General features: G+C 48.7%; 24 protein-coding genes and 1 tRNA gene. 13 read left to right on the top strand and 12 right to left on the bottom strand.

The genetic code is table 11. The features are described 5' to 3' along the window. Window positions 1-24 precede the first annotated feature (24 nt). The 8 genes from rfbG to SYNPCCP_RS01650 all read right to left on the bottom strand — a co-directional run bounded on the left by rfbG (window position 25) and on the right by SYNPCCP_RS01650 (window position 6,729). Window positions 25-1,107 carry a CDP-glucose 4,6-dehydratase gene (rfbG, locus tag SYNPCCP_RS01685; protein ID WP_010871532.1) on the bottom strand — a complete coding sequence of 361 codons (1,083 nt, stop codon included), beginning with the start codon at window positions 1,105-1,107 and terminating at the stop codon, window positions 25-27. Then, window positions 1,108-1,878 (bottom strand): glucose-1-phosphate cytidylyltransferase, encoded by a 771-nt coding sequence (rfbF, locus tag SYNPCCP_RS01680; protein ID WP_010871531.1) that lies wholly within the window; start codon window positions 1,876-1,878, stop codon window positions 1,108-1,110. It lies immediately after the preceding gene. Next, entirely contained in the window at window positions 1,875-3,167 is a 1,293-nt protein-coding gene (locus tag SYNPCCP_RS01675; RefSeq protein ID WP_010871530.1) for an ABC transporter ATP-binding protein, read from the bottom strand. The genes rfbF and SYNPCCP_RS01675 overlap by 4 nt, the downstream gene beginning before the upstream one ends. A 161-nt stretch (window positions 3,168-3,328) precedes the next feature. Next, window positions 3,329-3,892 (bottom strand): Uma2 family endonuclease, encoded by a 564-nt coding sequence (locus tag SYNPCCP_RS01670; RefSeq protein WP_010871529.1) that lies wholly within the window; start codon window positions 3,890-3,892, stop codon window positions 3,329-3,331. A gap of 70 nt (window positions 3,893-3,962) precedes the next feature. After that, a complete protein-coding gene (locus SYNPCCP_RS01665; protein WP_231848045.1) occupies window positions 3,963-4,349 on the bottom strand; it encodes a DUF29 domain-containing protein in 387 nt (128 codons plus the stop codon). Window positions 4,350-4,513: 164 nt separating this feature from the next. Continuing rightward, window positions 4,514-4,921 carry a hypothetical protein gene (locus SYNPCCP_RS01660; protein ID WP_010871527.1) on the bottom strand — a complete coding sequence of 136 codons (408 nt, stop codon included), beginning with the start codon at window positions 4,919-4,921 and terminating at the stop codon, window positions 4,514-4,516. A gap of 210 nt (window positions 4,922-5,131) precedes the next feature. Next, window positions 5,132-5,962, bottom strand: coding sequence for an ABC transporter permease (locus SYNPCCP_RS01655; protein ID WP_010871526.1), 831 nt, complete (start codon window positions 5,960-5,962; stop codon window positions 5,132-5,134). A 38-nt stretch (window positions 5,963-6,000) separates the two neighbouring features. Further along, window positions 6,001-6,729, bottom strand: a complete 729-nt coding sequence (locus SYNPCCP_RS01650; protein WP_010871525.1) for a Uma2 family endonuclease — start codon at window positions 6,727-6,729, stop codon at window positions 6,001-6,003. A 577-nt stretch (window positions 6,730-7,306) separates the two neighbouring features. Between SYNPCCP_RS01650 and SYNPCCP_RS17285 the strand changes: the two genes are divergently transcribed. Together SYNPCCP_RS17285 and SYNPCCP_RS01640 are read left to right on the top strand one after the other, a co-directional pair. Next, window positions 7,307-7,450 carry a hypothetical protein gene (locus SYNPCCP_RS17285; RefSeq protein WP_158299067.1) on the top strand — a complete coding sequence of 48 codons (144 nt, stop codon included), beginning with the start codon at window positions 7,307-7,309 and terminating at the stop codon, window positions 7,448-7,450. A gap of 173 nt (window positions 7,451-7,623) precedes the next feature. Further along, window positions 7,624-9,894 (top strand): exopolysaccharide transport family protein, encoded by a 2,271-nt coding sequence (locus SYNPCCP_RS01640; protein ID WP_010871523.1) that lies wholly within the window; start codon window positions 7,624-7,626, stop codon window positions 9,892-9,894. A gap of 65 nt (window positions 9,895-9,959) precedes the next feature. On the opposite strand, the gene SYNPCCP_RS01635 is transcribed toward SYNPCCP_RS01640, so the two are convergent. Further along, window positions 9,960-10,032: transfer RNA gene (locus SYNPCCP_RS01635), tRNA-Val, on the bottom strand. A 99-nt stretch (window positions 10,033-10,131) separates the two neighbouring features. Here SYNPCCP_RS01635 and SYNPCCP_RS01630 point away from each other — a divergent pair. After that, complete coding sequence (locus SYNPCCP_RS01630; protein ID WP_010871522.1) at window positions 10,132-10,686, top strand: metal-binding protein; 555 nt, start codon at window positions 10,132-10,134, stop codon at window positions 10,684-10,686. 23 nt (window positions 10,687-10,709) lie between these two features. On the opposite strand, the gene SYNPCCP_RS01625 is transcribed toward SYNPCCP_RS01630, so the two are convergent. Together SYNPCCP_RS01625 and infC are read right to left on the bottom strand one after the other, a co-directional pair. After that, complete coding sequence (locus tag SYNPCCP_RS01625) at window positions 10,710-11,567, bottom strand: YaaW family protein (RefSeq protein WP_010871521.1); 858 nt, start codon at window positions 11,565-11,567, stop codon at window positions 10,710-10,712. A 303-nt stretch (window positions 11,568-11,870) separates the two neighbouring features. Continuing rightward, window positions 11,871-12,404, bottom strand: coding sequence for a translation initiation factor IF-3 (gene infC, locus SYNPCCP_RS01620; protein ID WP_010871520.1), 534 nt, complete (start codon window positions 12,402-12,404; stop codon window positions 11,871-11,873). A gap of 266 nt (window positions 12,405-12,670) precedes the next feature. Between infC and SYNPCCP_RS01615 the strand changes: the two genes are divergently transcribed. The 10 genes from SYNPCCP_RS01615 to aroF all read left to right on the top strand — a co-directional run bounded on the left by SYNPCCP_RS01615 (window position 12,671) and on the right by aroF (window position 20,862). Further along, window positions 12,671-13,279 carry a Uma2 family endonuclease gene (locus SYNPCCP_RS01615; protein WP_010871519.1) on the top strand — a complete coding sequence of 203 codons (609 nt, stop codon included), beginning with the start codon at window positions 12,671-12,673 and terminating at the stop codon, window positions 13,277-13,279. Between the two features lie 11 nt (window positions 13,280-13,290). Beyond that, complete coding sequence (dusA, locus tag SYNPCCP_RS01610; protein ID WP_010871518.1) at window positions 13,291-14,295, top strand: tRNA dihydrouridine(20/20a) synthase DusA; 1,005 nt, start codon at window positions 13,291-13,293, stop codon at window positions 14,293-14,295. Window positions 14,296-14,430: 135 nt separating this feature from the next. Beyond that, entirely contained in the window at window positions 14,431-15,693 is a 1,263-nt protein-coding gene (metK, locus tag SYNPCCP_RS01605) for a methionine adenosyltransferase (RefSeq protein ID WP_010871517.1), read from the top strand. A 111-nt stretch (window positions 15,694-15,804) separates the two neighbouring features. Next, window positions 15,805-16,290: an allophycocyanin subunit alpha-B gene (gene apcD, locus SYNPCCP_RS01600; RefSeq protein ID WP_010871516.1), complete on the top strand. Its 486-nt coding sequence runs from the start codon at window positions 15,805-15,807 to the stop codon at window positions 16,288-16,290. A gap of 76 nt (window positions 16,291-16,366) precedes the next feature. Next, window positions 16,367-16,927 carry a hypothetical protein gene (locus tag SYNPCCP_RS01595; RefSeq protein ID WP_199303434.1) on the top strand — a complete coding sequence of 187 codons (561 nt, stop codon included), beginning with the start codon at window positions 16,367-16,369 and terminating at the stop codon, window positions 16,925-16,927. Window positions 16,928-17,098: 171 nt separating this feature from the next. Continuing rightward, window positions 17,099-17,569: a M48 family metallopeptidase gene (locus SYNPCCP_RS01590; protein WP_010871514.1), complete on the top strand. Its 471-nt coding sequence runs from the start codon at window positions 17,099-17,101 to the stop codon at window positions 17,567-17,569. A 100-nt stretch (window positions 17,570-17,669) separates the two neighbouring features. Beyond that, a complete protein-coding gene (locus tag SYNPCCP_RS01585) occupies window positions 17,670-18,683 on the top strand; it encodes a permease (protein ID WP_010871513.1) in 1,014 nt (337 codons plus the stop codon). Between the two features lie 164 nt (window positions 18,684-18,847). Then, the gene (rpsO, locus tag SYNPCCP_RS01580; protein ID WP_010871512.1) at window positions 18,848-19,117 is read left to right on the top strand and encodes a 30S ribosomal protein S15; all 270 of its coding nucleotides are present in this window, start codon (window positions 18,848-18,850) and stop codon (window positions 19,115-19,117) included. Between the two features lie 17 nt (window positions 19,118-19,134). Then, window positions 19,135-19,611, top strand: a complete 477-nt coding sequence (locus SYNPCCP_RS01575) for a PAM68 family protein (RefSeq protein WP_010871511.1) — start codon at window positions 19,135-19,137, stop codon at window positions 19,609-19,611. 195 nt (window positions 19,612-19,806) lie between these two features. Beyond that, window positions 19,807-20,862 (top strand): 3-deoxy-7-phosphoheptulonate synthase, encoded by a 1,056-nt coding sequence (gene aroF, locus SYNPCCP_RS01570; protein ID WP_010871510.1) that lies wholly within the window; start codon window positions 19,807-19,809, stop codon window positions 20,860-20,862. A gap of 82 nt (window positions 20,863-20,944) precedes the next feature. On the opposite strand, the gene SYNPCCP_RS01565 is transcribed toward aroF, so the two are convergent. Beyond that, window positions 20,945-22,300, bottom strand: a complete 1,356-nt coding sequence (locus tag SYNPCCP_RS01565) for a DUF4335 domain-containing protein (protein ID WP_010871509.1) — start codon at window positions 22,298-22,300, stop codon at window positions 20,945-20,947. Window positions 22,301-22,317 lie beyond the last annotated feature (17 nt).

The raw sequence follows: 22,317 nt of genomic DNA, 5'->3' as shown, positions 1-22,317 counted from the left end.
AGTCATTTTTGCTGGGTTTTTGTTTCAGATAGCAAGGTCTGACAGAGCCATTAGCTCCTTTTCATATTCTTCAATTTCTGTCTGACAAAGAGTTAATGGGCTTTCTCCCTGTCGTTGAGAACGATACCAGATCATTGTGCGTCGTACTGCCTCCTCGACCCCCCAACTAGGACGATATCCCAGTAAAGTTCGCGCTTTTGCAATCTCGAGGGATAACCAACCCGCCTCATGGGGCCCTTCATTGCCATCGCCATATTCCACTTGCAAGCCGGGTTCTATTCGCGAAGCAAATTCTAATATTTGACGCACAGTGGCTGCGTCTTTTGTTTCCGGGCCTAGGTTATAGGCCCCTGCCAATTCTGGTGAATGCCAAAGTTTTTGAGCTAACAATAAATAGCCAGCTAGAGGCTCTAACACATGTTGCCAGGGACGAATAGCTTGGGGACGACGGATTATGACCATCGTTTTTGCATCTAGGGCGCGGACAACATCAGGAATGAGACGATCCTCTGACCAATCTCCCCCTCCGATGACATTGCCGGCCCGGGCGCTGGCCACGGCCACTCCTTGTTCTCGAAGAAAGGCATCACGATAACTGGCTACTACGATTTCGCAGGCGGCCTTGCTCGCACTATAGGGATCATGACCTCCCAGTTGATCATCTTCTCGGTATGGCCAACACCATTCAACATTGCGATAAACCTTATCGGTAGTCACAATCACCACCACTCGCACTGAGTCAGAGGCCCGCAACGCCTCAAGAAGGTGGGCAGTTCCCATCACGTTAGTGGCAAAAGTGCCGACTGGATCACGATAGCTACGGCGCACTAGAGGCTGGGCTGCAAGGTGAAAGACAATCTCCGGCCTGGCTTCGGCGATCGCCTTTTGAAGATTCGCTAAATCATTGACATCAGCCCGAGTATCAGAGCGCAAACATTTAGCAATTTCAGCCAGTTCACATAAGTTAGGGTTTGTCAGAGGATCTAATGAATAGCCCGACACCTTTGCTCCCAACTGACTGAGCCAGAGAGTTAACCAACTGCCTTTAAAACCCGTATGGCCCGTTAAAAAAACGGATTTACCTTGCCAAAACGACTTATCTAGCATTTACCATACCTTCCAAGGAGCCTGACCAGATTGCCACAACTCTTCTAGATGATTCTTATCCCGTAAAGTATCCATTGGTTGCCAAAAACCCCTATGCTCAAATGCCATCAACTCCCCCTTACCAGACAATTCAGTTAGGGGCTCACCCTCCCAACTATCCATATCCCCCCCAATAAAATCCAAGCAACGGGGAGATAAAACAAAGAAACCGCCGTTAATTAGACCGCCATCACCGGGAGGCTTTTCCGTAAACCCGAAAACCTTAGAGTTTTCTAATTTCAGTGCGCCGTATCGACCGGGGGGCACAACTGCTGTGACCGTAGCCAACCTACCATGACTTTGATGAAAAGCAATTAATTCTTGAATATTAATATTTGCCAAACCATCACCATAGGTAAAACAAAAAGCATTGTCATTTTCAATAAAAGTTTTAATCCGCTTTAATCTTCCCCCTGTAAGGGAATTTTCCCCGGTATCCACTAAGGTCACTTTCCATGGCTCTGCCTTTCTCTGATGGACAATCATTTCATTGGAAACCATGTCAAAGGTTACATCGGACATATGTAGAAAATAATTGGCAAAATATTCCTTAATAACATAGCCTTTATAACCACAGCAAATAATAAAATCATTTACACCGTAGGCAGAATAGAGTTTAAGGATGTGCCAGAGAATGGGTCGCCCGCCAATGTCAATCATCGGCTTAGGTCGAAGATGAGTTTCTTCGGAAATTCTAGTCCCCAAGCCACCGGCAAGAATTACAGCTTTCATGCAATTTTCTCCACATTCCAGTCAAGTACTGGCCTTAAAACCCCTGGTATCGGCCCTACATAACCCATGCCCCGGGTTATCACCCCTTCAATCGGGTCAGTCACATTAAAAACCAAAGCAGATTGATCATAAAAACTGACGTGGACGCCTGAGTGCATAAACGTGACAGCCAATCCCACCGAGTAAACACCGTCGTTCAAAAAATTGGCCGGGATATGACAAAGGGCACGATAAACTCCCTCTTCTAGAGGAGAATTTATATCAACCATAGCGGCAGTCACAAAAGCACAATTATTTTTATCATCATAAAAGTGAAAATTTGGATAGGGGGTGCCTGGTGTTTTTTGTTGAACTTCATATTCCATATAAACCGTTAGGGGCTCATCAATCCGAACATCTAAAGATTGCTCTCCTTTTTCATTTTCGATCCATCCCCTTCTTAAAACTGCTAAATGGTCTCCAGGGGGAGAAGGAGATGAAGTATAGTCAACAGAGCCTGGACTATGCTGTCCATCACTTTGGTAATAGGCAATTACAGAGCCGGGACTTCCTTCCTTAATAACTTCGCCGTGCTTTAGGAGAAAACAGCTATTACATAAAGAAGCAATCATGGGCATAGCATGGCTAACAAAAATTACCGTTCTACCCTCTTTTTCTGCAACATCCTCCATTTTGCCAAGGCAACGTTTTTGAAACTGGGCATCTCCCACCGCCAACACTTCATCCACAATTAAAATTTCCGGCTCCAAATGGGCCGCCACCGCAAACGCCAAGCGCACATACATCCCCGAAGAATACCGCTTGACAGGAGTATCCAAAAACTTCTCCACCTCCGCAAACGCCACAATCTCATCAAACTTCTTCTTAATTTCCGCCTTGCCCATCCCCAAAATCGCCCCATTCAGATAAATATTCTCCCGCCCCGTCAACTCAGGATGGAACCCCGTCCCCACCTCCAACAGACTCGCCACCCGACCCTTAATAGAAATGCGCCCCTCCGTCGGCTCCGTAATCCGGCTGAGAATCTTTAAAAGTGTTGACTTACCCGCCCCATTGCGCCCAATAATGCCAACCCGATCGCCCTGCTTAATTTCAAAGGACACATCCTTCAGCGCCCAAAACTCTTCGTGGGTAGGGTAATCTTCCTTACCATTACGTCTAAACATCTGACCAAAGGAGCGGGCCTTCTCTGCCATCATATCCCGGAGAGTTGTATAGCGTTCCCGCCGCTGGTGACCGATGATATATTTTTTCCCAAGATTTTCCACTCGAATGACTGTATCAGACATAAATAAAGTTTTTAAAACGCCCTAACCAGATAGCGTAAGCTTACCAGACAAAGCCAAAAAAATAATTGTTCAATTCTTAATCAGGAAAAAACTCTGGATTTAGTAACTCATCCGCAGAAAACTGACAACTTTTAGGAATTAGCCATAGACCACAAAAAAAACTAGTCTAGAGAAATGCTAAATCCGGGTAAAACATTCTCCCCAGACAATTTTGTGGGGAGATTAGTTATTTCTGTGGGTTGATTTTGGCGGTAGATCTCCACCTGTTTTTGTTGTGGATTGATTAGCCAGCCTAGTTGCAAACCAGATGTTAGGTACTCTAGCATTTTGTCTTGTAGGGGTTTAAGACGATCACTTTTTGATCTGAGTTCAATCACAAAATCAGGACAAATTGGGGGAAAACCCTCTCGTTCTGCTGGGGTTAACTTTTCCCAATTACCTCGGGAGACCCAAGCCACATCGGGGGAGCGATCGCCACCTTGGGGTAGGCTAAAGATTGTTGAGGAACTAAAGACAATTCCGAGTTGACTCTGATAATTCCAGAGAGAAACTTTGAAAATAAGGCTCGCTTCTTGGGCACCACTTTCACCACCAACTGGGGACAGAATGATGAGCTTCCCTTGGGGGTTTCTTTCTAGGCTGAGGTCAGGATTGTTTTGACAGAGCTGATAAAATTGCCCTCGGTTCAACGAAATAATTGGCTGAAGGTCTAAAACGGTAGCCATAATGGTGCAGCTTAGAAGAGTGAATTAATTTTAACAATTGGTTTTCATTTGGCGATCGCCCTCTAGAGGATCATTCACCGAGGGAAATAACGCGACTTAATACATCTTCCATATCGTATAGGCAATCTTTGGGAAAATCTAAATCAGTTTCCCGGATCGCGTCGGCCCGCGCCAGCCGATACATTTTAGCGAGAGACACCCCATCATTGAGATAACGCTGCAGACTGGGACTGTCCTCAAGATATAGTTCAATATTGTTCCGCTCTCGATCAATTGTATTCTGCCAACTGCGGGAACGTTTCTGGGGCTGGTAGTCCCAATTGAGGAAGTGATGAAGAATTAAACGTAAACTACTTAAAAGGCGATCCCTTTCCCGTTTTGACAAATCCCGGACTTCCTCCACTAAATTCTCGATATCAAGGGACGTAAAATCCCCTGCAGCAAGGAGATCGGCCATGGTTTCTGCCCATCGACTAAAATCTCTTTCGTAAAGTTGCTCCATAGTAGTAGTAGTATTTAGTCACTCTTTTTATTGGATGGGGTCAGCCAGAAAATCTAACCACATCAAAAATGGAGAGAAGATGATTTCATTGTAATGGGCAAATTCCTAGGCGATCGCCTTTACGAGAACAGATCACCATATTCAGCCAGTAGTGCTAAGGCCTCCCTTAAGAGTCTTCGATTTCGGTCTGAGGGGTCAAGCTGGAATTGTATTTCGGCAATACGGCATCGAGTTTCGATTCGAGTTCGCGCAATTTGGCGTTCTCTCTCCTCAGCTCTTCGAGACTCATCTGCTCTTTCCTGAGCCATTCTGCGTTGCCCTTCCTCAACTCTTCGTTGTGCTTCTTGAGCCAAGCGGTTTGTTTCTCGATTTCGACGGTTCCACTCAACGCCGAAATTAGCCAATGTAGCCAGGAGGGCTGCCACAGTGAATCCATTGCTCCACTGTCGGGGATTGGCAACGAGTCCGAGGAATTCAAAGTCGGTTTGGTCATAGAACCTCAAAAAGGCGATCGTAATCAATAGCACCGTTAAGATGCTTGATGGCAATAATGCCAGGAAATTTAATCACATTGAGGGTCAGGGCAAGATAATCCTATTTTAATGGGTAGCTTACTTTGGCGATCGCCATTGTTCAACTGTTCAACCTGAGCAACTTGTGCCACGGTCAAACCCAATTCAGGCAACTGTATTTAAAATCCTTCAATAGCTCATAAAACCATTTGTTTGTTGCCATGGTTAAATCACATCAGCGAAGGTGCGTTCCATCTTACGAAAATAGAGAATTCCTGTTATAAAAATAATGATCACCAACAGTAAAGACAACAAAAAACCCGGCAGAAATATAGTTGATTCTCCCCCCAAAATCGCCCAACGAAAACCATCAATTACACTCACCATCGGGTTAATGGAATAGAGCAATCGCCATTTTTCCGGCACCACATTACTACTAAAACCCACCGGGGAAATGTACAAACCAAATTGGACAATGAATGGCACAATGTAGCGAAAATCTCGGTATTTGACATTGAGGGAACAAAGCCATAACCCTGCTCCCATGGAAGCCATAAAGGCAATCAAAATGAAGAAAGGCAATGTAATCACATGCCAACTGGGCAAGAAATTATACCAAGCCATCAGCCCCAACATAATCATCCCAGAAATTAAAAAATCAACAAAGCTAGTCACCACGGCACTGGTAGGCACCACTAAGCGAGGAAAATACACCTTAGAAATTAGATTGGCATTGGCAATTAGACTATCGCTGGCGGAACTAAGGGAAGTGGAAAAAAACTGCCAGGGCAACATTCCCGCAAACACCAGAATGGGATAGGGCACCCCCTCCGAAGGTAAATTAGCCAACTTACCAAATACCACCGTAAACACCACCATGGTCAAAAATGGCCGGATTAAGGCCCAAGCTATACCGATCGCCGTTTGTTTGTACCGTACCGCAATGTCCCGCCAAGCCAGGGTGTAAAACAATTCCCGGTAACGCCATAGGTCTTGCCAATACTGACGCTCCGTGCGTCCTGCTTCAATAATCAGTTCTGGGGGGGAAGTTTTCATACTTGAGGTCAATTTTTGCTACGCCCAAAGGCCCATGGCTAAACATCATCGGGATCCAATCCCAACTCCCTCAGCTTGGCCGCCAGGCGATCGGCCCTGAATTTTTCTTGGTCCGCCCGTTGAGCCTCCTGCTCTACCTTTGCCATGGCCTGGTCAGGCCTCAATATTTCCTGTTGGGCCGCCTCCTCAGGGGTAGGTACTAAAATTCCCTCCACGGAAAAATAGCGCAACTGACCCTGGTGGATGCCAAGAAAAAATCCCAGCGCCTCACTCCATAGCCATCCTTGCTCATTGGGAATTACGGGAGAGTATTGGTTGAAATTTAACCTAAAACCGGCAAATTCCAAAGTTTCAGGGGAAAAATAAAAATACTCAGGGGTGTGGAACCTAGTGGCATAAAGGTCCAGCTTGGTGGTTCTATCCACTTTGGCAGTGGACTCGAAAAGTAGCTCAATGATCAAGTCGGGGTAGCGCCCGTCTTCCTCCCACACGACCCAGGAATTGCGGGGGTGTCTGGTGGTATTCTTGACCAGGAAAAAATCAGGGCCTCGAAAATCACGGTGTTTGAGTTGTTGTCGACTGAAGTAGATGGTTAGGTTGGCACCAATAAAAAAATCATCCCTCTGACGCCAGGCCCACTCCAGACTAGTAACTAGCAAGAGCAGTTGCAAATAATGCACTGAACTTTCCATCTCCGGTTCATCACTCAAAAGCATAGTGGCATCCGGCATTTGTGATTCCAGTTCCTGGGCCGTTATTGCTGACATATTGTCCTCCGAATGATGATGGAGAAGGGCCGGCTTCCATCATAATGGCTTGCCCCAAGTGGGCAGAAATCCTGCCGGGCATTTATGTCGCCGTTCTCCCCTGGACCGCAAATGGGAGCAAACTATTGGCTTTTCACCGGTTACATTTCCTATTTTTGGCCACAGGAATCCTGCATACGTTCTTAGCTTGGTCTAAGAATACGGCAGACGAAACCGAGATCTGTGGGACCGTCGAGGCTCCGGCTAGGGTGGAAAAACGAAAATTCAATTGTTTTTATAAGAAAAAAACATTCACTCCTGCCGAGAGCTTATACTAAGAACTTCTCCCGCTGTGGAAAACAAAAAAGTTATTCAGTCTGAACTGGTTTTTATTCCAGGATATGAGTCCGTGATCAAGCGAATTCGGTTACAGACAAATCTAATTTATTGACCCATTTTTGTCCAGGTAAACAAGGAAAAATTTGTTATCAATCTTACCTGGTTAATACTTAAGTGTTGCAAACAATACTTAAGTGTGAAGGTTCAAATTTATGGAGACAGGGGTTCTGCGTTAGCATCACACTGACCTAAGACAATTATGGTCATAACAATTCAAACTCTCCATCCCTCCACCCGGCCACAGATGATCATCATCATCGGTGCTAAATCTTTTGGCCAATGGCGATCGCCGATTCTGACTCGGTTTTTTGTCCTCCGGCCCTGCTGTAGTCCGAGGAACTAGAACAACCCGGTGGGAGTCCTTCCCAGTAGATCCAGGCTAGTATTGACAGTGCACAGTCACCGAAAATAACGGTAATATTGACCCAAGTAAATAAAACTGCTTCCACACACTAGGTGCTAAACCATGGCTAATTCCCCAAGCATCCTTGCCCAATAACCATTCCCCCCAAGATAATGACCTACAGTTACCCAGAATTGCCCCAAGGTAGCCCCCCCCCTCCGCTAGTTGGAGCATACGGTGCTGAAGAAGTGGACTCTTTTTCCCTTGGTAACCTGACAGGTGTATTGAGGAGGAGATGGTGGATTGTTGTCCTGGTGGCCCTAGCGGTGGGAGGCTTGAACCTCAAGCGGCAACTTGATAAGCCGCCGGTTTTTCAATCTAGTTTCCAATTACTGGTTTCCCCCCCCGAGAATGAAACGGTTAATCCCCTGGCCCAACTCCAAGGTTCGGGACTGCTGGGCAGCCTTCCCCGGGGCAAAGAATATTTGAACACCCAGTCGGAAATTCTACAAAGTAATATTCTATTGGAGCCGGTCTGGAGCCAAATTTATGACGCCCTCCCCCCAGAGGAGCAAATTTCCTATAGTAGTTTTCTGGCTAGCCTGTCGGTGATGGTGGTGCCGGACACAGGCATTGTTGAGATCAGCTACCGGGGCAATGACCAAGAAAGGGTCAAGGCGGTTTTGGAGGCTCTAGCTGAACAATATTTAGACTACACCCGTAGAGAGCAAGCCAGACAGGAGAGTGAAAAACTCCGCTTTGTTAATGACCAGTTGCCCAAATTCCAAGACCGGGTGGCAGAGTTGCAAGCGCAAATGTTGGCATTGCAGCAGCAATATAAGTTTTTTGACCCTAGCCAGACAGCAGAAAATCTCAGCTCACGCCTCAACGAAATTAATGTGCTCCGGCAAAATTTGTCGATCAAAATCCAACAACTAACCGCCAAACGAGATGCCCTGGAACAAAAAACGGGCATAGATAACAATAGTGCCTTTGGCTTGAGCTCCCTGGGACAATCCCCTGTCTATGCAGGCTTAGTTAGTCGGCTCAACGAAATCAACCTCAAATTGGCGGAAGCTAGCACCATCTACACTGGCAATAGCCCCCAGATGGAGCAGTTGCAAGAAGAAAAGGATAACGTTTTGCAGTTGATCAGAGCCGAAGCCGAAAAAGAAAAGGGGACGCTCAGCAATGGAGAATTGGATCAGGTCCTCATTGCCACAGACGTGGGGGGGCCCAAGGCAGAAGCTTTGCAGGAACTTGCCAGTGTGGGCATTGAGCTAGATATTCTCAACATTGAACTGGAAAGTATCATTGGGTCGGAAGCGGAACTGAGAAATCAATTGGAAAATTTCACCACCATTGCTGGCGAGTTTGCCAGTCTCCAACAGGAATTGGAGCTTCAAAGAAGTGGTTTAACCCAATTAGTGACCACAAGGCAGGCACTGGAAGTGGAGGTCGCGAGGAGCTTTGTACCCTGGCGCTTAGTTTCCGCCATTACCCTACCCGATACACCGATTAATACCCTGCCCAGGGATATTTTACTTTCTGTCATGCTGGGACTTTTGGCCGGGGGAGGCGCGGCCCTATTGGTTGATAAGCTAGATCCTGCCTATCACAGTGTCGAAGATTTGAGAGCTAGTCAGCACCACACCATCCTAGGGTACATTCCCTTGGAAAAGGATTTGCGAGCCAGTATTAAGTATGGCTCCCCTCTGCCCAATGAGGCAATGCAAGAGTCCTACGCTAGGCTCTATTCCAACCTGTTTTTCCTCAAGCGCAAACGCCAGTGCCATTCCTTTGTGGTTACCTCGGCTGAGTCCGGTGATGGAAAATCTACCACGGCTTTTTTCCTGGCCCAAGCTGCCGCTAAGTTGGGGCAAAAAGTGCTGCTGGTGGATGGCGATCGCTATTTTCCTCAAAAGGAGTCCTGGTTGAAGTTAGCTGAAATTACCGGCTTCGGAGGCGAAAACACCACCCCCGATGGTAATGGCGTCCTCGGCAGTCTGGTGGCCAACTCTAATGGTCACAATGGGGATTTACCCGAACCTTTGGGCAAGAATCTGTTCTACTTCAAAGTCCAAGATGACACCATGACCCCGGAGCAGTTGGTTTCTGCTTCCCAAAATTTTGTCGTCAAAATGAATCAGTGGAAAGAGACTTTCGACCTAATTTTGATCGATACGCCCCCCATTTTGGGTCTAACGGATTCCCGTCTGATTGCAGATCAAACCGATGGTCTGGTGGTGGTGGTGCGCCTCAATAAGACCCGCAAGGATAGCATCAAGGAAGCTTTTCGGGAATTGGCGTTGGCTGATCTCAACGTTATCGGAATTGTGGCCAATGCTATCACTTCTACGTCCGGCGGTTATGGCTACTACTATGGTCGTTACTACAATAACCGTTACTACGATCGTCAAAAAGTTGCCCAGGCAGACAATTAGGATCGGGAGCACAGAACCCCACCTTGCGGGGCAAAAATGGCCAGGTCCAAAAAAGGCTTAACGTATGGGCGATGACGGGCTCGAACCGCCGACATCCTGCTTGTAAGGCAGGCGCTCTACCAACTGAGCTAATCGCCCTTTACTCGTGCTTAACCACTATATCATAGGTTATCGTTTTGTTCGATCGCCATCGGAAAAAATTTTTTCCTAGTTACCTATTCCCTTTTTGCCTTTGCCATGCCCGCCGGTAAAATCCATGACCGCATTACCCTGGGAGCCACCCCAGCGGTTATGGCCATCACATTTATTGGCACTGGTAGTGCCCGACTAACCCTGCTAATGGCGATCGCCTTTGGATTTAGCGGGTTGATGTTTGGCCCGGATCTGGACATCCATTCCTGTCAATATAAAAGGTGGGGCTGGCTGAGATGGGTCTGGCTTCCCTACCGCCACTTCATTCCCCATCGATCGCCCCTTTCCCACGGCTTTTTGATTGGTACGATTTTGCGTTTATTGTATCTAGGCAGTTGGCTGCTACTGGCTTCAGCAGGCATAGGGACAGTGCTGATACTGTTACAAAAGCTTAATTTACAGGGAATTAACTGGTTGATCCCGAGACAATGGCTGGAGCAACACCGTTGGGAACTGCTAACAATTTTTGTTGGCTTGGAGGCAGGGGCCATGGCCCATAGTGTGAGCGATTGGGGAGGTAGTTGGCTCAAAAAAAAGCTAAAGCCACAGCAAAAAAAACACTCTAGCCAAGGCAAGTCTAAATCTCGCCGGCGTTCCTAATAGGTCGAATTAATTAGCCAAACCTAGGCCAGTTGCCAACAGGTTTCCCTCGTTAAACGGATTTGGGCCAGGGTAAAAATCACCGGAATAATACGCCCATAGTTAGTGGCGATCGCTCGCCAGCCCAGATCCGCTAGGAATAATCCCCACAGAGCCGGTCCCAACACCGAAAAAATTGTCCGCACTGCCCCGTAACGAGCCGTTCCCATCAGCACCCCCTGTTTAGCGGTTTGGAGGGCTAACTGATTTTGTAACTGACTGGCGACATTTAGTCCCCCCTTCATCAGCAACGATTTGGCCACTTGATATTGGGCAATGTGTACCGTCACTTGCTGTAAGATGCGCCCCAACAGTAGGGGTCTGAGCACCGAACTAACGGCGATCGCCCCACCTCCCTTGAGGATGACATTGACGGGATTGTGTTGAATTTGCAGGGGCAGAGGTTCCGGCAAAGGAGAATTAATCAGGGACTGTTGGATTTTACGAGTCAAATTATTCTGCTCCGCCGGGGGCAATTTTTGCCAAGCTTGGTTGACCAAGTGGAGAAAAATATCCGTTTCCAAATCCAGGGTAGTCATCTGTTGGGCGTAGGGCACTTTGAGGAATTGACAAACCCGAATGAGGGTGTCCCGGTAGCTAAATTGCTTGGCCTTGCCCCGTAAAACCGTTAGGCCATCGGCGGCTAAATAGCGGAATCTTTCCTCGAGGGAACTTTCCCAGAGGGGACGATCCAAGCTTTGTACCTCCACCGGAAGGGGGGTTTGCAGATAATCCAAAGGATTAAATTTTCTACAAAAGAGAATTTGCGTTAGTTGGGTCAGTTCATCCTCCGTCGCCAACTCTAACGCTGAGCGCAGTTCGTCCAAGACCGTTTCCTCCACCAGTGGGGCTCTGCTAATTTCCCCATTCTAGGACAGGGGCCGAAAACTTGTGCGGCCCTCCGGCAACATTGACCCCGTTGTAACAGCCAAAAGAAAAATCCCCTCAGATCGTCTCAGAACATGCTTTAAAAGCCCCCCTGACCCCCAAATTTAGGGGGAAACTGACTGAAAGTCCTCTAGTATTGCCGGAGCTTTAGTGAGGAGATTTAGGGGGCAGAATAAAACTTTCCAAACACCTTCTCAGGGGATTCACAAAACTTTTTAAGAACCATTCAACGGCGTAGGTTCATCGTTTGTATAGGTCTAAACCTTTTTGGGGGAAAGGAACATCATCATATTGCGTCCTTCCCGTTTGGGAGCCTGCTGGATATCGGCTTCGGTGGCCAGGTCCGTTGCCATGCGGTCCAGTAATTCCTTCGCTAGGTGGGCGTGCTGAATTTCCCGCCCCCGGAAGTTCACCGTTGCCTTGACTTTATCCCCAGCTTTGAGGAAGCGTTTGGCCTGATTGATGCGCACTTGATAGTCGTGTTCATCGATTTTGTACCGCATTTTTACTTCCTTAACGTCGGCGGTATGTTGTTTTTTCTTGGCCTCCCGGGCTTTTTTCTCCTGCTCAAATTTATATTTGCCATAGTCCATGATGCGGCACACCGGCGGATCGGCGGTCTCACTCACTAACACAAGGTCGAGCCCCCGCTCGTCGGCGATTTCCATGGCTTCATTGGGGGTAATGATCCCCAATTGGGCACCGTCACTGTCAATGACTCGTATTTCTGGGAAACGTATTCTTTCGTTAATTTGAGGTAAGTCGCGTTGGGGTCTTCTTTTATCGGCCACAGGTGTTTTTTGTTGAAGTTTGTAGGTAATGTTGGGTTTACAAGCGAAAATGCTGACTTTGCCATTTTACCGATTCTCTCGGATTTTCGGCCTGCAATTTACTCGCTCTCCCCTAGGGTACTCTGGCTTTGGGAAAGGGTAAATGGGGTTATCCGGCCTGTATTTTAGCTTCCCATGGCTAGCCAATGGCGATCGTAAAGATATTTAACGCAATGGTGTGGGGCCATAGAATGAAGGCAATCAATTAGACAAATTTGGCAAGGCAGATGGTTGCGCTCTCCTCCAATGGATACTTTTCCCCCGACGATTACTTAGAGCTGGAAAGCCGCAGTGACGTTAAGCATGAATACATCGATGGCCAGATTTACGCCATGGCCGGCACTGGTGGAATTCACAACATCATCAGTGGCAATTTTTACATGGCCCTTCGTAGTCGCCTCCAAAATTCTGGCTGTCGTGTCTACTTTGCTGATTTGAAGGTGAAACTAAAGGAAGGAAGACGGTTTTATTATCCTGACCTGTTGGTAACTTGTGACGAAAGAGATGCTCCGAGCCAGGCATTTGTTAATTTTCCCAGGGTGATTATTGAGGTTTTGTCGGAATCCACAGAAGGCTTTGACCGGGGCAAAAAGTTTCAGGATTACCGCACCCTGCCCAGTTTATGGGCGTATATTTTGGTCAACGCCCAGCAGTATTTGGTGGAGTGTTTTCAGCGGACTCCCCAGGATTTTTGGTTGCTGAAGTCCTATGAGGGTCTAGAGGCGATCGCCGACATTGAGGCGCTTAATTTAGCCATTCCTTTGGCGGAAATTTATGCCACCCTGAATCTGCCGGCATTGGTGGATGAAGTTGGCATGGAGACTGATTTAACGTAAATATTGTCCTGATGACAAAAATTTTCGCTGATTCTTCTATTAATCCCCTCAGTGTGGCCCCAATGATGGACCATACTGATCGCCATTTTCGCTATTTTCTACGGCAGTTAACCCGCCACACCCTGTTGTACACAGAAATGATTACGGCCCAGGCCATCCTCCACGGCGATCGCCAGAGGTTATTAAATTTTAGCCCGGAGGAAAAACCCGTAGCGTTGCAATTGGGGGGCGATGATCCCCAACTCCTAGCGGAATGTGCCCGCATTGGCCAGGATTGGGGATATGACGAAATTAACTTGAATGTGGGCTGTCCCAGCGATCGGGTGCAGAGCGGCAATTTTGGGGCTTGTTTAATGGCTCAACCGGATTTGGTAGCCCAATGTGTGAGTGCAATGCAAAAGGCCGTGGAAATTCCCGTCACCGTTAAACATCGCATTGGCATTGATCATCGGGACAGTTATGAAGATTTAGTGCATTTTGTCGAAATCGTGGCAAACGCTGGCTGTCAAAGATTCACTGTCCATGCCCGTAAAGCCTGGCTCCAGGGGCTTAGTCCCAAGGAAAACCGAACCATTCCTCCCCTACGTTACGAAGATGTTTATCAATTAAAAAAGGATTTTCCCCAGTTATTGATCGAAATTAATGGCGGTATCACCCAAACTGAGCAAATTCAACAGCATCTTAGCCATGTGGATGCAGTGATGGTGGGCCGAGCCGCCTACGAAAATCCCTACCTTTTCGCCACCGTAGACCGGGACATTTACCACAAAACCAATTTAGTCCCCAGCCGAGCGGAAATTATTGAACGTATGTTGCCCTATGTGGAAGAGCGTTTACGTCACGGCGATCGCCTTAATCAAATTACCAGGCATTTATTGAGTTTGTTCAATGGTCAACCCAGGGCTAAATTTTGGCGTCGTACCCTGAGTGATTCCACTCTATTGGCTTCTGCAGGGCCGGAGCTATTACAAACAGCCCTCCAAGCCCAAAAATTCCCAGGGGTATTGGTAGCATAGGGAACAAATTTTAGCCCTTTCCGTTCCCGTACCAGGGAAAATAACCTGTATGATGAAATGTTAATTTAACTTAACAAGCTTTGTTGAAGGTCTTGTTTGCCCAATAGCCTTTATCGTGTACGAGGACTGAAGACTTTGTCTAAGCGCTATTTATTTACTTCCGAGTCGGTGACAGAAGGCCATCCTGATAAGGTGTGTGACCAGATTTCCGATACCATCCTTGATGCCCTCCTAACCCTGGACCCCAACAGTCGAGTAGCGGCGGAAACCGTAGTCAACACAGGCTTGACCCTAGTGACGGGGGAAATTACTTCCCAAGCCCACATTAATTTTGTCGAATTGATCCGCCAGAAAATTGCTGAAATTGGCTACACCAACGCCGATAATGGCTACTCCGCTAACAGTTGTGCCGTCATGCTGGCGATCGACGAACAGTCCCCCGACATTTCCCAAGGTGTAACCGCCGCCCAAGAACAGCGCCATGCCCTCAGCGACGACGAGTTAGACAAAATCGGTGCGGGCGATCAGGGCCTAATGTTTGGCTATGCTTGCAACGAAACCCCAGAATTGATGCCCCTACCCATTAGTTTGGCCCACCGCATTGCCCTGCGCCTATCGGAAGTACGTAAATCTGGCCAATTGGCTTATCTTCGCCCCGACGGTAAAACCCAAGTTTCCATCCTGTACGAAGATGGCTCACCCGTAGCCATTGATACCATCCTCATTTCCACTCAGCACGACGAGCACATTGGCGATATCACCGACAACGATGCAGTCCAAGCCAAAATTAAAGCCGATCTTTGGGACGTAGTGGTGGGTCATTGCTTCAGCGACATTGCCCTCAAGCCCACTGATAAAACCCGCTTTATTGTTAATCCCACTGGCAAATTTGTTGTGGGGGGTCCCCAAGGGGATGCTGGTTTAACGGGACGGAAAATTATTGTGGACACCTACGGTGGTTATTCCCGCCATGGCGGTGGTGCCTTTTCCGGTAAGGATCCCACCAAGGTAGACCGGTCTGCGGCCTATGCCGCCCGCTATGTGGCCAAAAACATTGTTGCTGCCGGTTTAGCAGATAAATGCGAAGTACAGGTCAGCTACGCCATTGGGGTTGCTCGCCCAGTCAGCGTTTTAATCGATACCTTTGGCACCGGTAAGGTAGATGAAGAAAAACTGCTGGAAGTCGTATTGGCAAACTTTGAACTGCGCCCAGCCGGTATCATCCAATCCCTCAATTTGCGGAATTTGCCCGCCGAACGGGGGGGGAGATTTTATCAAGATGTGGCCGCCTATGGCCATTTTGGTCGCAATGACCTGGATTTGCCCTGGGAATACACCGACAAAGTGGATGTGTTGAAAGCAGCTTTTGCTTCTAGCCCCCAGGCCGTGGCCGTCTAGGGAAGCAGCAGGAAAAAGTACACTGCCTCAGGATGAGAGGGTATTTAGCCTGGGGCAGTATGGGGCAACTCAGGCTAAACTACAGTATGATATGAAATTCTTGTTGATATCATGAGTGTAGTTAGTCAAGTTATTTTGCAAGCCGACGATCAACTCCGCTACCCCACTAGCGGTGAACTCAAAGGGATCCAGGCGTTTTTAACCACCGGTGCCCAGCGTATTCGCATTGCGGAAACCCTGGCCGAAAATGAAAAAAAGATAGTCGATCAAGCCCAAAAACAACTGTTTAAGAAGCACCCTGAATACCGTGCTCCCGGAGGTAATGCCTACGGTCAGCGGCAATATAATCAGTGTTTGCGCGATTACGGTTGGTATTTGCGCCTAGTTACCTATGGCGTTTTAGCGGGCAACAAAGAACCCATTGAAACTACTGGTTTAATCGGTGTGAAGGAAATGTACAACTCCTTAAATGTGCCGGTGCCAGGGATGGTCGACGCGGTAACTGTACTGAAGGATGCGGCGTTGGGACTGTTGAGTGCAGAGGATGCCAATGAGACAGCTCCCTATTTTGATTACATCATTCAGTTTATGTCCTGATTTGTTTTGGCACGAAGATTAACGAAGATGGCGGTGGGTTTCTGTGGCCGACTATGCCTTCTTCGTTTTCTCGTTTTTGGCTGTTTTGATCACGATAATCCTCAGCCCTGGGGGGAAACTGTCCATGCCCTGGCTCAAATCCATTCCTTTTTTATCCCTTGCTTTGGTAATTGTTGCCTATGTGGCCTTTGGCTGGAGATTGGCCGAGGCCAGTGTGCCCTGGAGCACGATGTTCCACGAACACCTCAAGGGTTGGCAGATAGAACTGGATCAAAGGACGATTCTGGCTTTAATCCATATTTTTACCCTGTTCATCATTACGTTGACCACTTTAGCTTTGACTACCCCCATTACCCTGATGACCTATGTGGTGGGCAATTGGGCTAAGTCAGAATTGCGGTCGATGGTGTCCATGGTGTTTTGGTGTTTTGTTTTTGTCGTGGCCCTGCGGTGGTTTAATTATTTCACTTCATTTTTGTTGCTACTAGCGGCGGCTATTCTGGGTCGGATTGAGTTGCGTAATCTGGGTATGGGCCAGGGGCAAAGCTTGTTATTATTAGCCCTAATCTGTGGCTCGGCTTTTGCGGGGGGGGTTTACAGTTATTTTTCCTACTATCCGTTGCCTTCTCTTAACTAAAGCTTGTTTTGAAAGCCCTTTAATATTGTCGGAGCTTTTATTTAGTGCCAAGTTTTGGCCGGGAAACTAAAACTTTGCCGACAGGCCCTCGCGTTATCATCGGCATTGGATTGCAGAAAGTCCGGCTCCCCCAGCTTAATTTTGTTGTTATTGGGAATTTTCCCCTTTTCTATGGCTTCCACCAAAAAGATTTTACAAAAGACCTTCATCATTGCTTCAGGGTTGGCTTTTCTAGGCATGATGACAGTGCCGATGCTGACTGTGTTGAGGGGCAATGCTAACCAGACTGAGGGTCCATCCCAGGGGACACCGCAACAACCCACAGCGGCAGATCTGGAGCGCTTAAAGGAGGTCGCTGGGGGATATGAAAAAGTATTGCAACGGGAACCGGATAATCCCAACGCGTTGCAAGGGCTGGTGGAAGCTCGTTTACAAATGGGGGATTTGGCCGGGGCGATCGCCCCGATGGAGAAGTTGACGAAAATTTATCCGGAGGAAGAGGGGCTAAAACAGTTGCTGGAGGCCATTAAACTACAGGTGAAAAATCCCCAGTTACCCCCACCCCAAAACCCTTTGGCACCGACGGAACCCAATAACCAGGGCGGGGGGACCGGGGGGACGCCTACCCCTACCCAACCCTAGAAAGATCGCAGTTTGGTATTATCGTTTTTTGCTCCTCTCACCGTGAGCTTCAGGAAGTTTTTGTCCCCTGGGCTGACTCTGCCTGGCTTTGCTTAAATCTATGACCCAATTGCACGAAGCCTTTACTATTTTTTTGAGCTTGCTGGTGGAGGCCATCCCCTTCCTCACCTTTGGGGTAGTGCTCTCCAGTGCCCTATTAGTCTTCAGCGATGAAAAAAAGCTAATTGCCTATATTCCCCGTAATCCTTTCCTCGGGGCGATCGCCGGTAGCTTGGTGGGGTTTATGTTTCCGGTGTGTGAGTGTGGCAATGTGCCCGTGGCCAGAAGATTTTTGATGCAGGGTTTGCCCCCTTCGGTAGCAGTGGCATTTTTGTTGGCTGCTCCCACCATTAATCCGATTGTGATTTGGTCCACCTGGGTGGCTTTTCGGGATCAACCGGGCATGGTAGTGGCCCGGGTAGTCTGCTCCCTGATTATTACTGTGATTGTCAGTTGGGTGTTTAGTCGTCAGTTGGACGCAGTGCCTCTGCTTAAACCTGCTTTGGGTCGTAGATTGGCCTACCTCACTCGTCCGGAAGAATCCCCCACGGCGATCGCCTGTGAATCCCCCCTTTTGCAATCGGGCACCTTTCTCTTGGGAAGTGGTAACAGCGGTCAACTGCTGAAATTAGACGAGCAAGCGGTGGAAACCCTCCTACCCCCCATTGCCCCCAGCCGTTGGGAAATGTTCACCGACAATATTGTGCAGGAATTACGGGAATTGGGCGGCATGCTAATTTTAGGCAGTTTAATCGCCGCCGTCATCCAAGTTTTCATTCCCAGGGAATGGATTTTACTGTTGGGACAAGGCACCATTAGCTCCATTTTGGCCATGATGTTGCTATCGGTGGTGGTATCGGTCTGTTCCACAGTGGACTCATTTTTTGCCCTCTCCTTTGTTTCCACCTTCACTAGTAGCTCCCTGTTAGCATTTTTAGTCTTTGGCCCCATGATTGATGTCAAAAGCATCGGGCTATTGCTTTCCGTTTTCCAACGGCGCATTGTTATCTATCTGCTCCTCCTGACAGGCCAGTTAACCTTTCTGCTCAGTTTGGCCCATAGTTATCTGTTTTAGATCTGATTTGAATCTGGAATGATTTGCCCCCCAACGTCTTTGGTTGTCGATAACTTTCCCTTTTCGTGATGGAAAGGAGCCCTCCGGCAAACGTGATATAGTAAGAGATTGCAACGAAATTTATCGCCCAATACTTTACAGCCTAGGTTTTTTCCACAGAGACTATGTCCTTAACCCAAATCCGTAAACAAGAATTGATGACCGAGTATCAAGCCCACGAGACTGATACTGGGTCCGCTGATCTGCAAGTGGCCTTCTTGACAGAAAGAATTACCCAGCTCACAGGGCACCTCAAAGCTAACCCCAAAGACCACGCTTCCCGTCGGGGCCTGCTCAAAATGATTGGTCGTCGTAAGCGTCTATTAAGCTTCATCAATGCCCGGGAACCAGAACGTTACCAAGCCCTGATCAAACGCCTCGGTATCCGTCGTTAAGTTTTTGCATTTTTCCCATGGCTGACCCCACCAATCGAGACCGTCTTCCTTTTGAGCGGAAATCAAAAAAGAAAAAGGTTGAAAAAAAGCCCCCTGCAGTGGTGGCTCCGAGCACTAAAACCAGCGGAGCCAAAGATAAAAAGGGCCGCCGTTCAGCAGACAGTGGCATTCCCGCCGTGGTGAGCCAAAGGATGGTTAAACGCATGGCCCTGTTCTCCGGCATTCCCACTGGGCTGGGCATGTTATCCTTTGTGCTTTTTTATCTTGTTGTGAGCCGGGACTGGTTTGAGATTCCCACCTATGTGGTGTTTTCGGTGAGTCTGCTCTTTTTTGGTCTAGGGGTGGTGGGCTTAAGCTATGGCATTTTTTCCACCTCCTGGGAAGATGAGCCTGGCAGTGTCTGGGGCTGGCCGGAATTTCGCCTCAACCTCAGTCGTACCATCGCTGTCTGGCGCAACGCCCAACAAACGGCCCAGGACAATGGCGATCGTTGAACAAAACTCAGAATTTGTAAATTTTCGTTAACAAAGTTAACAATTGGTCAATAATAATTGCCCAGTCCTGTTGGTCAAAATAATTTCGTTAAAATTAGCATTAGCATCGGCTTTTCGAGTCCGCATTTACTGTCAGACCTTTAGCTAAGCTTTTAACCCTCCCTGTCCCAACCTATCGAATAGAGGAAGTTTGTCATGATCGTCGTCATGAAAGTCGGCACCCCAGAAATAGAAATTGAGCGCATTGGTAAGGAGTTTGCCGAACGGGGCCTCACCCCCGAAAAGATTGTTGGTAAGCACAAAGTTGTGATGGGGTTGGTGGGGGAAACAGCCGGACTTGATCCTTTGCAAATCCAAGAGGTTAGCCCCTGGATTGAAGATGTATTACGGGTGGAACAACCTTTTAAACGGGCTAGTTTGACTTTCCGCCATGGGGAATACAGTGAAGTAATCGTTTCTACCCCCGCTGGCCCCGTGGCGATCGGCAAAAACCATCCGGTGGCTGTGGTAGCAGGCCCCTGTTCGGTGGAAAATGAAACCATGATTGTGGAAACGGCCCGTCGAGTTAAGGCGGCCGGGGCCCAGTTTTTACGGGGCGGCGCCTTCAAACCCCGTACCTCTCCCTACGCTTTCCAAGGTCATGGGGAAAGTGCTCTAGGTCTGTTGGCAGCAGCTAAGGAAGCCACTGGTTTGGGCATTATCACCGAAGTGATGGATGCGGCGGATTTAGAAATCATTGCGGAAGTGGCGGATGTAATCCAAGTGGGTGCCCGCAATATGCAGAATTTCTCCATGCTGAAAAAGGTAGGGGCCCAGGATAAGCCAGTGCTGTTAAAGCGGGGCATGGCGGCCACCATTGATGAATGGTTAATGGCGGCAGAATACATTCTCGCGGCGGGTAATCCCAACGTGATTCTTTGTGAGCGGGGCATTCGCACCTTTGACGGCCATTACACCCGCAATTGCCTTGATTTGTCGGTGTTGCCTGTCCTGCGCTCCCTTACGCACCTGCCCATTATGATCGACCCCAGCCACGGCACCGGTAAATCCGAGTATGTGCCCTCCATGGCCATGGCGGCGATCGCCGCGGGGACAGACTCCTTGATGATTGAAGTGCATCCCAACCCGGCTAAAGCTATGTCCGATGGGCCCCAATCTTTGACCCCCGACCGCTTCGACGAAACCATGAAGCAATTGGCGGTTATTGGGCAAACTGTAGGACGTTGGCCTAAAGTAGCGGCCCTGGCCTAGGAATTCGCGCTGTAAAACTAAAACAGATTAAACCAGGCCCGACGGAAAAACCAGCGGGCCTTTTTTTGTTGGATGGTGCGGACTATTGGGGTTGATCTTCCAGAAAAGCCTTCACATCTCCCAGGGGAGTAAGTACTAAGCGAATGGTTTCCATCCTGTCATCGGCGAGGGGAGAGACCAACGGTTCCCCAGGGGCAGGTTGGGGCAGGCGGGCCATGTAAATGCTAGCGGCTCGGCCTAGGGGCATGGTTCTCTTCACCGTCCCACTGGGATCAATTTGTAGGCGATATTCCAACGTTTGGGTTTGATCTTCCGGCGGTTGCCACTGCTCTTGATAGAACTTACGCACTTCCGCCACCTGGGGAATGGTGTCCAGTAAATTGGTGGAACGGGGTGGCACAGCACGGGGTCGAGGCGGCCTAAAACTAACGGGATTAGAAGCAGGGGGCAGAGGCGGTAAATCGGGGGTAGTGGACAATATCTCGCCACCATAGGGTAGGGGTTGACCGTCGGGGCGGGGCAAAATAGCCAAGGCACCGGGGTAAGACGGTTCTGGCGGCGGTGTCAGGGGTTGTAGATTAGTGGGATCAGGAATGGCAATATAGGTTTCCCCTGGGGCTCCTGGAGCTTGTAAATCAGGGGGACGCACCCTTTCTGGGGGCACCACTAGGGGAATATTAGGATTACGGGGAGGGGGAGCAGCAGCTAGCACGGCACTGGGGGAAGGCAGAGGATCCCGTAAAGCTAGGATTGGGGCCAATTGAGGGGAGGGGGTATCGCCCCTCGGTGGTGGTGGCACCATAGAGCTAACTTCCTCAAACTGAAATTGGTTGGGCATTGGCAGTTGAAAATTATTCTGCACCGCCACTTCGGGTTGGGGTTGGCGCATCCACAGGGCCGCTATGGCGATCGCCGCCACACTACCGGCTGCTACCATTCCGGCTAAGACCAATGCTTTAGGCGACTGTTCTCTGGCCATGAGCACTGACATCCGGCTCGGCTCTAAATCCTGGAGACGGAAACCTTCCAAGGCCAGCATCAGATCGTACAACTGGGAAGTATTGAGGGTAATGGGAGCCCCCATCCCCAAAAGTTCATGGCTCCATAATCCCTGGGGTCGTAGGCAAAAAGAAGGTTCACCGTCCGCATTAAATACTGGTTCCGGATAGGTGCTTGGTTCCAAGGAAGCACAGGGGTTAAGCCGTTGCTGGAGATAGGTTTCCACCGCTAAAGCGAGGGCTTCCAACTCCTCCGGTGTGCCAGACAAAGTTAATTGTTCTACTTCCGGCAAACGGGGATCGTCAAAATGGAGCGCAAAACGATAATCCGCCGGCAAAGTTTGGGGAGGTCTTTGCCATACCCGTCGAGTTTGCCACAACTCTAAAGTACAGGTGGGAGGGGTATAACGCCTCAGTTGTACATCCTTCACCAGCTTCATTGGAAAATACTCCCGGT

The sequence above is a fragment of the Synechocystis sp. PCC 6803 substr. PCC-P genome, from assembly GCF_000284455.1.
GTDB lineage: Bacteria > Cyanobacteriota > Cyanobacteriia > Cyanobacteriales > Microcystaceae > Synechocystis.
Note: the sequence above shows the minus strand (reverse complement) of the source record. Positions and strands in the feature narration are given on the sequence as shown.